The 13,864-nt window shown below is 35.5% G+C and carries 8 protein-coding genes; 5 read left to right on the top strand and 3 right to left on the bottom strand.

What is annotated here, in order from left to right; genetic code table 11:
- Window positions 1-12 precede the first annotated feature (12 nt).
- Complete coding sequence (locus tag KF816_01075; protein ID MBX3006594.1) at window positions 13-378, top strand: aspartate 1-decarboxylase; 366 nt, start codon at window positions 13-15, stop codon at window positions 376-378.
- A 67-nt stretch (window positions 379-445) separates the two neighbouring features.
- Here the strand turns inward: KF816_01075 and KF816_01070 are convergent, their stop codons facing one another.
- The 3 genes from KF816_01070 to KF816_01060 form a co-directional block, all read right to left on the bottom strand.
- The gene (locus KF816_01070; protein MBX3006593.1) at window positions 446-1,876 is read right to left on the bottom strand and encodes a glutamate synthase subunit beta; all 1,431 of its coding nucleotides are present in this window, start codon (window positions 1,874-1,876) and stop codon (window positions 446-448) included.
- Entirely contained in the window at window positions 1,869-6,437 is a 4,569-nt protein-coding gene (gene gltB, locus KF816_01065) for a glutamate synthase large subunit (GenBank protein MBX3006592.1), read from the bottom strand. Before gltB ends, KF816_01070 begins: the two co-directional genes overlap by 8 nt.
- 550 nt (window positions 6,438-6,987) lie before the next feature.
- A complete protein-coding gene (locus KF816_01060; GenBank protein ID MBX3006591.1) occupies window positions 6,988-7,926 on the bottom strand; it encodes a rhodanese-related sulfurtransferase in 939 nt (312 codons plus the stop codon).
- Window positions 7,927-8,025: 99 nt separating this feature from the next.
- Here KF816_01060 and KF816_01055 point away from each other — a divergent pair, with 99 nt between their 5' ends.
- The 4 genes from KF816_01055 to hflX are packed head-to-tail and all read left to right on the top strand — an operon-like array spanning window position 8,026 to window position 13,855.
- Entirely contained in the window at window positions 8,026-9,357 is a 1,332-nt protein-coding gene (locus KF816_01055; protein MBX3006590.1) for a SpoIID/LytB domain-containing protein, read from the top strand.
- Window positions 9,357-10,484, top strand: coding sequence for a glycosyltransferase family 4 protein (locus tag KF816_01050; GenBank protein ID MBX3006589.1), 1,128 nt, complete (start codon window positions 9,357-9,359; stop codon window positions 10,482-10,484). Before KF816_01055 ends, KF816_01050 begins: the two co-directional genes overlap by 1 nt.
- A complete protein-coding gene (locus KF816_01045) occupies window positions 10,485-12,584 on the top strand; it encodes a BatA and WFA domain-containing protein (protein ID MBX3006588.1) in 2,100 nt (699 codons plus the stop codon). It begins immediately after the preceding gene.
- The gene (gene hflX, locus KF816_01040) at window positions 12,581-13,855 is read left to right on the top strand and encodes a GTPase HflX (GenBank protein MBX3006587.1); all 1,275 of its coding nucleotides are present in this window, start codon (window positions 12,581-12,583) and stop codon (window positions 13,853-13,855) included. Before KF816_01045 ends, hflX begins: the two co-directional genes overlap by 4 nt.
- Window positions 13,856-13,864: the final 9 nt, after the last annotated feature.

The raw sequence follows: 13,864 nt of genomic DNA, 5'->3' as shown, positions 1-13,864 counted from the left end.
GATGGAATAAGAATGATGATTCAAATATTAAATTCGAAGATTGAGCGGGCGGTAACTACAAAAGTTAACTTTAATCAGGATGAAGGCTTTTTAATTGATAAAAAATTAATTGATGCGGCAAAATTAAGGCAGTTCCAAAAAGTTGAAATCTATAATTTAAATAATGGAAATCGCTTTTCGACTTTTGTAATTGAGGGAACAGATGGAGAGATAAGTGTTAATGGCGCGGCTGCCCGACTTGTTCAAAAAGGTGATTTACTAATTATTGCCAGTTATGTTCATCTCGATGAAAAAGATGCGGAGAGTCATCAACCTAAAATAGTTTTTGTTGATGAAAACAATAAAATTGTTATAAAAGAAGAAAACGACTGGAATTAGTTTATTTAGAACTCGGTGTTTATGTATTAAATAATAGCATAAACACCTATTTCTAACTCTTACTTAATTAAGACTTCATTAGAAAATTATCTACTGCAGAAGCAACTCTTCTTCCTGCATTAAAAGCACGTACAACCAGTGATGCGCCGAGCACAGAATCACCCGCGGCAAAAAAACCCTCCTCAGTCGTCATAAAGTTTTTATCAACTATAATATTTCCCCGGTTATCGGTATTTATTTTCAACTCCTTGATAATACTTCCATGTTCAACATGAACAAATCCCATTGCAAGTAAAACCAGATCAGCTTTAATAATTTTATTTGAATTAATCACTTCCTCAAATTTTCTCATGCCGGTTTTATCTGGCTCGCTCCAGTTTAATTCTATAAAATTAACTCCAGTTACATTTCCATTTTTTCCTTCAAATGATTTTGCAGATAGAGACCATAATCTTTCGCAGCCTTCTTCATGAGAAGTGGAAGTAAAAAGTATTTGAGGCCAAGCCGGCCACGAATTACTTTCGGTTCGATTAACCGGCGGTTTTGGCAAAATTTCAACTTGAGTTACTTTTGCCGCACCCTGCCTAATCGAAGTACCCACACAATCTGATCCGGTATCTCCTCCTCCAATAACTACAACATGTTTACCTTTTGCGTTTAATATTTTTTCTTCTGGAATAGTATCTCCCGCATTAATTCTATTCTGCTGTGTTAAAAATTCCATTGCAAAATGAACGCCATTTAACTCTCGCCCCGGAATTTGTAAATCGCGAGGAACGGTTGAGCCTGCGGCAATAATAACTGAATCGAAAGTTCTTTTAAGATAGTGCGCTGAAATATCAACTCCAACATTAACAGAAGGTTCAAATACTACTCCTTCTGCTTCCATTTGTGCAATTCGTCTATCGATAGTACTCTTATCCAATTTAAAATCGGGAATACCATATCTTAATAATCCTCCAATTCTATCACTCTTTTCGAACACAACAACATCGTGTCCCTTTCTAGCTAGTTGCTGCGCTGCGCTCAAGCCTGCGGGACCGCTTCCAATAATCGCAACTTTTTTTCCTGTTTTAAATGGTGCCGGTTCCGGAACTATCCACCCTTCCTTCCATCCTCTTTCAACTATCTGAAGTTCAATATGTTTTATTGAAACCGGTGAAGTATTTATAGCAAGCGTACACGAATGCTCACATGGTGCAGGACAAACACGCCCTGTGAATTCGGGAAAATTGATTGTTGAGTGAAGAAGATCTAGAGCAGACTTCCATTGATTTCTATAAACCATATCATTCCAGTCGGGTATTCTGTTACCGACAGGACACCCATATGAATGGCAGTAAGGAATTCCACAATCCATACAACGAGCTGCTTGATTTATTAATTTATCCTCCGGTAGGAAAATTTCAAACTCATTGAAATTTTTTACTCTAGATTCAATTGGAAGTTTGGAAGGATTCTCCCTCTGAAATTCTAAAAATCCTGTTGGTTTAGCCATTGAATACCTCCTCGGTTACTGCAACTGTATCAATATCCGGATATTCGCTCATTTTCATTCTTTCTAATGATTTTCTATAATCTATCGGCATAACCTTTACGAACATCGGTAATTGCGAATCCCATTTTTGTAGAATAGTTTTAGCAAGTGGACTATTAGTAAAATATAAATGTCTTTCAAGCATTGTTTTCAAGAACAGTTTATCGTTTTGATGCCATACTGTTTCCAGATCCACCATATCAAGATTACATTTTGTATCGAATAATTGTGACTGATCATAAATATATGCAATACCTCCACTCATACCCGCGGCAAAGTTTTTTCCAGTTGATCCAAGACTAACAACAATTCCGCCAGTCATATATTCACAGCCATGATCGCCAATTCCTTCAACAACAATTTTAGCCCCGCTATTTCTAATCGCAAATCGCTCACCAGCTTTTCCATTAACGTATATCTCACCGCCGGTTGCTCCATAGAGAACGACATTACCGCAAATAACATTTTCTTCAGGGGTAAAATTAGATTTAGCCGGTGGAACAACAATAATTCTCCCACCCGACATTCCCTTTCCTAGATAATCATTTACGTCCCCCTCAATCTTCAATGTTATGCCGGGAGCTAAGAAAGCGCCAAAGCTTTGACCTCCGGAACCTGTAAAATTAATTTTAATTGTGTCTTCTGGTAATCCTTCAGCTCCATACCTTTTTACAATTTCACCGCTCAAACGGGCACCAACCGTTCTATAAATATTTTTTAGAGGAAGATTCAATTCAATTGGTTTCTTCTCATTAAGCGCGGGCTTTACCATTTCCATCAGCTCATTATCATATGTATCAATAGGTGTAGGGCCAACCGAACAACAAGATTTTCCGGCGGTATCAACCATTGAATTAAATAAAGGATCGAGATCAAACTTAGAACCTTTCCATAATTCTTTTGGAGGATTATAACCAAGTACTTCTGTATGACCAATCATTTCCTCAATTGTTCGGAAACCTAGTTTCGCCATTACTTCTCTTAAATCTTGAGCCAAAAATTTGAAATATCTTTCAACATACTCGGGCTTTCCTCCAAACTTTTTTCTCAATTCCGGATCTTGAGTAGCAACACCAACAGAGCAGGTATTTTGATGACATTTTCTGAGCATAATACAACCAAGAGTAATTAGAACTGAAGTAGCGAATCCAAATTCCTCGGCACCAAGCAATATCGCAATCGCAATATCTCTTCCGGTTTTTAATTGACCATCAACTTGCACACGAATCTTATCTCTTAATTTATTATGAATAAGAGTTTGATGAGTTTCGGCGAGTCCAATTTCCCACGGAACGCCAGTATGTTTAATTGATGTGAGAGGTGAGGCACCGGTTCCCCCTTCATATCCTGAAATTAAAACGAGATCGGCTTTAGCTTTTGCAACACCGGCCGCAATAGTTCCTACTCCCGATTCTGAAACAAGTTTAACAGATACTTTCGCTCTTGGGTTAACACATTTCAAATCATAAATAAGCTGAGCTAAATCTTCAATAGAATAAATATCATGATGCGGAGGAGGTGAAATTAATGTTACGCCGGGAGTTGTATGACGAACCCTGGCAATTTCATCCGAAACCTTATGTCCTGGAAGTTGTCCCCCTTCTCCCGGTTTTGCACCTTGAGCAACTTTTATCTGCAGTTCTTCGGCGTTAATTAAATATTCGGGTGTAACGCCAAATCTTCCCGAAGCAATCTGTTTTACTTTTGATGCCGCAATATCTCCATCGGCGTTTGGTTTTAATCTTGCGATATCTTCTCCCCCTTCTCCGCTATTGCTCTTCGATCCAATTCTATTTACCGCAATTGCAATTGACTCATGAGCTTCGCGCGAGATTGAACCGAACGACATCGCCGACACAACAAATCTTTTGATTATGCTTTCTACCGATTCAACTTCATCAATTGATATTGATTTTCGTTCTTTAAATTCAAGCAGACTTCTAATAGTACGTGGAGCCGATTCATCATCGTTGACTAATTTTATATAACTTTTGAATACATCATAATCATTAGTTTTAGTTGCAAGCTGAAGCTGTGAAATTGTGTTTTGATTCCAGAAATGTTTTTCACCATTATTTCTGATAGTATATTCACCCCCGGCATCGAGTAGATTTTTCATTCTACCATGAGAAGGAAATCCTGAGTTATGCCTCATTATTGCTTCTCTTTGAATTTCTGGGAGATCAATTCCGCTAAGCCGAGTTATTGTTCCGCAGAAATACTTATCAATTACATTTTGTGAAATTCCAACCGCTTCAAAGGTTTGAGCGGCAAAATAACTGTGAAGTGTTGATATACCGAGACGACTCATTGTTTTGAGCAATCCCTTTTTAACCGCAACAATATATGCGTCAATTGCCTCTTCAGGTTTTAGTTTTGTCTCGAGCATTCCCTTTTCAGCCATTCCCTTAACAGTACTCAAAACTAAATATGGGCAAATTGCATCGGCGCCATAACTAATTAGCATGGCATAATTCATTACTTCTCTAACTTCACCGGTATCTATTACAATACTTGTTTGCGTGCGCATACCTTTTTTAATGAGATGATGATGAAGTCCCGATACAGCAAGTAATGAAGGGATTGGCACTTTTTCGTGAGAGATATTTCTATCTGTTAAAACTATAATTGAGATACCATCTGTAATTGAATTATCAGCTTGTTCAAATACAGAATTAAGTGCATTCTCGAGTGCGTTTTCGTCTTTGTTTCTATCAAATAGAATATCTATATATTCTACATTTACACTTGGATGGTTGGCCTGTTCAATTCTCAATAAATCATCTCTTGTTAAAATAGGATGCGAGAATTTAAATCCTCTAAAATTTGAGGGCGCTTCTTCAAGTAAACTTCCTTCACCGCCAACAAAACTTTCGAGCGACATTACCAGCTCTTCCCGTAATGGATCGATTGCGGGATTTGTAACCTGCGCAAATCTCTGTTTAAAATAATAGAAAAGGAGATGAGGAATTTCCGAAAGAATTGCCAATGGGGTATCATTACCCATTGAACCAACAGCTTCTTGCCCGCGTGAAGCCATAGGATTAATTACTAATTTTAATTCCTCATCAGTATATCCAAAAGCATGTTGGAGTTGAAGAAGACTTTCTTCATTTTCTTTTGGAGCATTTGCTGGATTAAATAATCCGCGCATAATAATTATATTTTCTCTAATCCATCTTCTATAAGGTTTTTGTCTTGAAATTTTAGATTTTATTTCTTTATCCGGTACAACACGGTGTTGTTGAAAATCTGCTAAAAGCATTTTGCCCGGAGAAAGTCTACTGCGTTTTATAATTTTTTCCGGGTCGATATCGAGCACTCCGGTTTCGGACGCCAGAACAACATATCCATCACTAGTTATTGTATATCTTGCCGGTCTCAGACCATTTCGATCAAGAATTCCACCGAGATAACGATTATCTGCAAATACAATTGCTGCTGGTCCATCCCATGGTTCCATAATCGCCGAGTGGAAATCGTAGAATGCCCTTTTATCTTCACTCATTTGAATTTTAGGACCGTATGCTTCAGGCACCATCATCATCATTGCGTGAGGAAGTGATCTTCCTCCAAGGGCTAATAATTCTAGAACATTATCAAATATTGCCGAGTCGCTTCCATCTTCAACTATAATTGGTTTAATTTTTTCAATGTCGTCGCCAAAGAGTTCTGAAGTTAATCTATACTCACGAGCTTTCATTCTATTAATGTTTCCGCTCAATGTATTTATTTCACCATTATGAGCAATATATCTGAACGGCTGAGCAAGATTCCATGTTGGTAATGTATTAGTGCTGTATCTTTGGTGAGCAACTCCAAAATTTGATTTAAATCTTGGATCTGAAAGATCAGGATAATATACGGGAAGCTGACTTGCGGTTAATAATCCCTTGTAAACAATTCGGTAGCTCGATAAAGTACACACATAAAACTGGGATGAATCTTCAGGTAAATTTGCAATTTCTTTTTCGGCTAATCTTCTAATTACATAAAGTTTTCTTTCAAAAGAATCTTGTTCTATTTTATCACGGTCAATAAATAATTGAAGAATTAATGGTTCATTATTCTTTGCTAATTCTCCAATAATTGATGAGTCAACCGGAACATCACGCCATCCCAGAACTATGCCCCCTTCTTCTTTTACAATTCTTTCAATAATTTTTTTGTATTTATTAATCAGTCTTTTTTGATTAGGCATAAAAATCATTCCAACCCCATAATCTCCAATTGAGGGAAGAGTAATTCCTAAATCTTGAAGAACCGGGCGAAAGAAGTCATCGGGAATTTGGCTCATAATACCAGCGCCATCACCAGTTGCTTTATCGCCACCAAGCGCACCGCGATGTTCCAAATTAACAAGTACCGTTATTGAATTTTCAATTACAGTATGAGTTGGAATTCCATCTAACTTTGCAATAAATCCAACACCGCAGTTATCATGCTCAAATTTAGGATCATACATTCCGACCCTATTTAATTTGCCATCGGCTCTTCTAAAGTTATAGTTACTGCTCTCCATTCAATTCTCCTCTGAGACAATCGGTTATTGATTATTCGGCAATCAAAACTTCTTAAATGATTATTTACTGAAAGGATACAAAAACTTTAAGGCGTTGTTTGATTTCCTATGTAGGGTTATCGAGACGTTCGCATTAAAATCATCTTTGAGGAATTTATGCGAACTAATAAACTTAGCAATCCATTCCCAACCTGATTGATATAATGGCTCATAATTAACCCAAACTTCATTATAAGAGAATTTATTATGTTCATTATATTCCTGATCAAATTCTTATAAACCCAAGTGTAATTACTTATTTATCTGCCTTGTGGGCTTATCTTAAACTAAACAGTGTTTTGACTGTTTACGAGATGATTTTATGCTTTTTGTGAAAGCGGTTTTATTTTTTGTGCAAAAGTAATTATATAAGATGGCAATTTCAACGAATACTCTAAAAAAATTATTTAAATAATGGGTTTTGCTTTCAATTTTGAAAGTGGGAATCTCTTATTATCGGAGATTTATAAATAAAACAGTCCCGGCTTTCTGAATTATTTAGTTTGAGTTTTTAACCATGTATTCGTGTTCTTTGATTGGGTGAATTGCGGCATTCATCGGAACAGCAGTATTTATTTATCTCCTTACAAGTATCGCAAGTTACAATAATTATATCGCAGCTTTGATTGTGGCAGTTAATATAGTAAGATGCCGGTGTTCCGCAGTAAAAACATTTTCCGGTATGTTTTAAATCATCTTTATTATTAGGAGAAACAATTCTTCTCTCATCAAATACAAACATGCTTCCTTCCCAATATGTATCAGGATGTTGATTAATGAAATTCCATATTCCGCCATTAAGTTGGTACACATCTGTAAAGCCATTTTCTACTAAATAAGCGGATGCTTTTTCACATCTTATCCCGCCGGTGCAGTAAGTTATAACAGTTTTATTTTTATACTCCTTTAACTCTTCCGCTATCCGCGGCCAGTCTCTAAATGTGTTCATTTGCGGAGTTACGGCATTTTTAAACTTGCCAATTTTACTCTCATAATCATTTCTTGCATCAACAATTAAAAAGTCGGTGTTGCTTTTATATAATTCTAAAAGCTGATTCGGTTCTAATCTTTTCCCCGTTTTTGAAAGATCAACCTTTCCAAAACTTGCGTTAACAATTTCCTTTTTTACTCTAACATGTATTTTGTTGAATGCGTGCTGCTCATATTGATCCTCCTTGAACCAGAGATCGGCGAATTCGGGGTACTTTTTTACTTCTTGTTTGTAGCGGGAAATGTTTTCTAATAATCCCGATACCGTGCCATTGATCCCCTCATCAGAAATCCATACCCGTCCAAGAATATCATTTTCAGTGCAAAATTTTAGGTGATCGTTACGAAATTGTTCGGGGTTGCTGAATTTTACGTATTTATAAAATAAAAGTATCCGGTAGCTCATTTTTTGTAATTTTTTAATTAAAGATAATAAATCTGATTTTATTAATAAATCCATTTTTTGCTCAATTTTGATTAGAACACCCAATAATTAGCTTCTACTTTATTAAAGATTAGGTTAGTATATTTAGAACAAATTTTAGAACAATAGTGAAATATGAAAGAACCCAAAATTAGTGTTGGTATAATTGAGGCGCCCTCAATTCGGTTTGATTTGTATGGAGAATATTTGCTAAAAGGTATTCCCCAGCCATTAAATGGAGAATTTGAGGCAAAAATTAATTCAGGCAAAATATTAATTTTTCAGAATGGGGCGCAGATTGCGGAAGAAAAAGAAATCCTATTTAAACCATCCGATGTTGAATCCGATTCCTTTTTACTCTATGATGTAATTATTGGTAAAGATTTTCATTGGATGAAAAAGGAGAAGCAGCGTTTTCGTGGCAGTATTAAGTTAGTGCTTAATAATAGTCTTATTCATGCCATCAATTTTATTTCTCTCGAAGATTATTTAACTAGCGTGATCTCCTCAGAAATGAGCCCAAATTGTTCTATCGAATCTCTCAAAGCGCATTCAATTATTTCGCGCAGCTGGCTATTGGCACAGCTTGATAAGAAAAAAAACAAAGAAGAATCAATTACAACAAGCCACATCACAGAAAATGAAATAATTAAATGGTACGACCGCCAGGATCATCAATTATTTGATTTTTGCGCGGATGATCATTGCCAGCGTTATCAAGGAATTTCGAAGGTGTTTAATGATAACGCTAATGCCGCAGTTATGGCAACACGCGGTTATGTGCTAATGCACAATAATAATATATGTGATACAAGGTTTTCAAAATGCTGTGGTGGTATAACCGAAGCGTTTCATAATGTGTGGGAAAATGAAAAACATGAATATTTAGATTGTAATTTTGATTATAAATTTGAGCTGGATGGCGTTTCATTTGACTTAACGAGTGAGGAGGATTTTACAAGATGGGTAAGATGTTCTCCAAATGCATACTGCAATACTTCCGATCCAAAAATTCTTTCGCAGGTACTTGTTGATTTTGATAGATCTACAACCGATTTCTTCCGATGGAAAATTGAATACTCGCAAGAAGAGTTAAAATCTATAATTAAAGAAAAAAGTGGAATTGATTTTGGTGATTTAATTGAGTTTGAACCTGTTGAAAGAGGCGGCTCTGGTAGATTAATCAAATTAAAAATTGTTGGAAGTAGAAAAACAATTACAATTGGTAAGGAATTAGAGATTAGGAGAATTCTTTCAAAGACACACCTTTATAGTTCCGCATTCATAATAACGGCTTTAAATTTTGTTAATGGATTTCCTCAAAAATTTTTGATAGAAGGCGCAGGCTGGGGGCATGGTGTAGGTTTATGCCAAATTGGAGCCGCTGTTATGAGTGAATTAGGGCATAACTTCGATGAAATACTTCTTCACTATTTTAGATCCGCGAAAATTCAAAAGATTTATTAATGAAAGTATTAATTACTTGCTTTTCAAAGAGCTGGGGCGGTCTCGAAATGTATATGCTCGAAATTGCGGGTAGGTTACTAAACAACAAAATAACCGTAGAGTTTTGTTGCTTGTCAAATTCAAGACTCTATGACGAAGCGGTTAAACACAATTTTAAAGTAAAACAAATTAATGCCAGAGGTTATTTTCATCCATTAGAAATATTAAAAACGGCAAATTATTTTAAACAAAATCACTTTGATATTATTCACTCGGGACACTCAAAGGATTTGTGGCTATTGGTACCTTCACTCATACTTAGTAATAAAAACATTCCCCTTGTACTTTCTAAACAAATGGGCTCCTACATTATAAAAAAGGATTTTTTACACAAATTAATTTACAACCGCTTAAATTATGCCTTCGCTATTAGTAATGTCATCGCTCAAAATTTATCGGATACAACACCTCTTCCTAAAAATAAAATTCTGTTGCTTCATAATGCAATTGATACAAATAAATTCGACCCCGCAAAGGTTGATAGAAATAAAGTAAGAGCTGAATTCAGTATTAATCCAAATTCAATATTAATAGGAATGATCGCCCGGTTCAGTAAAGGGAAAGGGCATGAAGAATTTTTGCGCGCCGCATCATTACTCTCAAAAAAACATAATAATTTAGTTTTTATGATCGTTGGCGAACCGAGCAAGGGGGAAGATCAATATGCCGAAGAAATAAAAACATTAGCAAATAATTTGGGACTGGTAAATAATTTAATTTTTACAGGATTTCGAACAGATACCCCCGAAGTTTTAGCCGCATTTGATATATTTATTTTCCCTTCGCATGCCGAGGCATTTGGACTTTCGTTAGCGGAAGCATTAAGTATGGGGAAGCCTTCTGTTTGCTCTAATTCTGACGGAGTTCTCGATATTGCAGTTGATGAAGTAACAAGCTACCTTTTCGAAAAAATGAATTGGGAAGATCTTTCTCAAAAAATAGATCGACTCATAAATGATGAGGATAAGAGAATTGAATTTGGATTGGCGGCAAGAAAGCGTGCTGTAGAATTATTTGACATGTCTGTCTTCACAAATAAACTGTTGTATTACTATGAAAAAGCAATTAAAGAAAGTAAGGTTTTATAAATGACGTTTTTGAATCCGGCGATACTATTTGGATTAATCGCTCTATCAATTCCTATTCTTCTGCACTTTTTAAATTTACGAAAGTTAAAGAGAGTTGAGTTCAGCACTCTTGCCTTTTTAAAAGAATTGCAGAAATCGAAAATCCGCCGAATTAAAATAAAACAATGGCTGTTATTAATTATACGAAGCTTGATTATTCTGTTTTTAGTATTGGCTTTCGCCCGCCCTACAATTAGCACAAATTATTTTGGGAGTTCTTCTGCGGCAAAAACATCTGCTGTATTTATAATTGACAATACATTCAGTATGTCCGCAATCGATGAAAATGGATCTTATTTAAATCAGGCAAAAAAAAGAGCCGCGGAATTGTTAAATGTTTTTCAGAATGGAGACGAAGTATCAATTATCACAGTGGACCAACCCGAGAAAAAAGTATCCCCAATTGCCGGTAAGGAATCTTTGAAAAAACTGATCGACGAAATTGAGATTTCTAACGTTCGAAGAAGCATAAATGAGTCAATTATAAGCGCCTCCCAAATTCTATACGAATCAAGTAATTATAATAAAGAAATATTCGTGTTCACCGATTTTCAATCTAATAGCTTATACGATAATGATAAAGAACTATCATCGTTAAAAAATGTTTTAGAACCTTATGCGCGGATTCATTTCATTGATTTTTCGGGAGATCCCGTTAATAATTTAAGCGTAAGTAGGTTTGAATGCTTAAATCAAATATTTGAACAGGGGAAATCGATAGAATTTAGTGTCGAGGTAAAAAATAATTCTCAAAACAGTCAAAGCACCTTGACCTCATTATTTTTAAATGGGCAGAGAAAATCTCAGCAATCAATTAGTTTGAGTGGGGGAGAATCAAAATCATTGTATTTTGAAACCACCCTTTCAGATACCGGCTTTGTTGAAGCTTTTGTGGAGATTGAGGATGATGCCATAATTAATGATAACCGTAGGTTTGTATCTTTTCTCTCACCCGCAACAATGAAAATATTGCTTGTTTACGATAATCAATCCGATGCACATTTCGTAGAGTTAGCTCTGAGAAGTGGAAGTAAAGGTTTAGTATCATTAACCAGTATCTCACACCAGCAAATTGTTTCTACCAATCCTACAAATTTTGATGCGATTTTTTTAGTTGGAACAAAAAACTTCAATCCGTCAAACCGAATAAATCAATATCTTGAAAGGGGCGGAACATTAATTGTATTTCCCGGAACTTCAGAGGAGAACAATCTTTATCCTAACATTCCGCAGTTAAAACCCTTTGTTAAGAATGCTGTTTTGATAGATAAAAGTAATAACAAAATGGAGCAATTACAGTTTGGCAAAACAAATATTGATCATCCTTTATTCAACGATTTATTTGAGAGCAAAGAATCACGTGAATTTGAAACCCCCTCTTTCATTCGTTACTTTAATTATTCTCTAGTTTCAGATGTAGATAAAATAATCAGTTTGAGTGACGGAGCTCCTTTCCTTTCCTTTCTTCCGCTGAATAAAGGAAGAGTATTTGTTTTTAACACAGCACCGGTTCTTGGTTGGAGTGACTTTCCTTTAAAGGGAGTATTTGCGCCTTTGATGAATAGATTAATCTTTTACTCTGCCTCAAAAAATAGCAAGCATACAGATCTGTTCTGTGGAAATTCTGTGGTTCTGGATATTTCCCAAAAACTTACTTCACAAGTAAAAGTGGATGCTCCACAGAATAATTACTTTATCATTAATACAGATTCTCTTGCTAATCAAAATTATTTATTGTTCGATAAAACTTTTTTACCAGGCTCTTATAAATTATTAAGTTATAATAAACTGTTAGATTTTTCAGTCGTTAATCCCCACCCCCTTGAAAGTGAAGCTGATAAATATGGGACCGATAAAATAATTGAGTACTTTGAAATAATATCATTTGACGGATCAGTATTTATCCACTCAGCGGAAGATAATTTAAACACTGAAGTGTATGACTCGCGTTTTGGAACTGAACTCTGGAAATACTTTGTGATATTTGCGTTAATTTTAGCATTACTAGAAATGTATCTTTCAAAAAGTTCAAAAAACGATTTAAGTAATTTGGAAAAATGAAACCGACCTACACAAAAATAAAAAACACGCCAAAGGAAAGAGCCATCTTGGTTTCTCTTCTAACTGATCAATTTACCAAGGAACAGGCAGAAGAACACCTTGAAGAACTTGAGATGTTAACAGATACAGCCGGGGCTAATACAATTTTTAAAATTATGCAGGAAAAAAGTCATGCCGACCCCGCCTTCTATATTGGTAAGGGTAAAGCCTCTGAAATTGCCGAATTGGTTGATTTGAATGATATCGACTTAATAATATTCGACGATGATTTAAATCCAACTCAAGTTAGAAATCTTGAAAAACTTTTTGAAAAAAAAGTATTAGATAGAAGCGGATTGATTCTGGATATATTCGCTTCACACGCTAAAACAAGAGAAGCAAAAACCCAGGTTGAATTAGCTCAACTTCAATATATGCTGCCAAGATTAACTAGGGCGTGGACTCACCTTTCAAAACAATATGGCGGAATCGGAACTAAGGGTCCCGGCGAAACCCAGATTGAAACTGACCGAAGAATTATACGAACTCGCATAACTAAACTTAAAGAGACGTTAAAAAAAATTGAATCTCAGCATACAACAAAAAGCGCGGGAAGAAGAGAATTTATAACCGCTTCTCTCGTTGGATACACGAATGCCGGTAAATCAACTTTACTTAACAGACTCACAAATGCAGGTGTTCTTGCAGAGGACAAATTATTTGCGACCTTGGATTCGACAACAAGGGCATATGAACCAGAGAAAAACAAAAAAATACTCTTAAGTGATACCGTTGGATTTATTCGCAAGCTTCCACATATGCTGGTTGCCTCATTTAAAAGCACACTAAACGTTGTTCATGAAGCTGATATAATTCTTCATGTTATAGATATTTCACATGACTATTTTGAAGATCATATTAAAGTTGTTGATGAAACACTCGAAGAACTAAATTGCCATAATAAAATTCAGCTCAAGATTTTTAACAAAGTTGATATCCTAAAGGATAGAGAACGAATTCAATACGTTATGAATAAATATGAGAACGCTTTAATTATTTCCGCGGAACGGGGTGTGAATATTAGCAAACTTAATGAGAAACTGCTGCATCTTTATGAAAAAAATTTTTCGCTTCATAAGTTGAAGCTTAATCATTCCGACTCAAAAACGATTTCTAAGATGTATGAGCTTGCTGATGTAGTTAATATTGACTACCAAGATAATTTTGTAATTATCAAATACCGCGCGAGTGAATCAAACAATAAAATAATTAAAAAATTGATAAATACGTAATTACGGAGA

The organism is Melioribacteraceae bacterium (assembly GCA_019638015.1).
Taxonomy (GTDB): Bacteria; Bacteroidota; Ignavibacteria; order Ignavibacteriales; family Melioribacteraceae; genus JAHBUP01.
Note: the sequence above shows the minus strand (reverse complement) of the source record. Positions and strands in the feature narration are given on the sequence as shown.

Bases quoted from the DNA above. Each gene is read 5' to 3' on its own strand.
- KF816_01070 (MBX3006593.1), bottom strand. From the start codon at position 1,876: ATGGCTAAACCAACAGGATTTTTAGAATTTCAGAGGGAGAATCCTTCC.
- KF816_01055 (MBX3006590.1), top strand. From the start codon at position 8,026: ATGAAAGAACCCAAAATTAGTGTTGGTATAATTGAGGCGCCCTCAATT.
- gltB (MBX3006592.1), bottom strand. From the start codon at position 6,437: ATGGAGAGCAGTAACTATAACTTTAGAAGAGCCGATGGCAAATTAAAT.
- KF816_01060 (MBX3006591.1), bottom strand. From the start codon at position 7,926: ATGGATTTATTAATAAAATCAGATTTATTATCTTTAATTAAAAAATTA.
- hflX (MBX3006587.1), top strand. From the start codon at position 12,581: ATGAAACCGACCTACACAAAAATAAAAAACACGCCAAAGGAAAGAGCC.
- KF816_01045 (MBX3006588.1), top strand. From the start codon at position 10,485: ATGACGTTTTTGAATCCGGCGATACTATTTGGATTAATCGCTCTATCA.
- KF816_01075 (MBX3006594.1), top strand. From the start codon at position 13: ATGATGATTCAAATATTAAATTCGAAGATTGAGCGGGCGGTAACTACA.
- KF816_01050 (MBX3006589.1), top strand. From the start codon at position 9,357: ATGAAAGTATTAATTACTTGCTTTTCAAAGAGCTGGGGCGGTCTCGAA.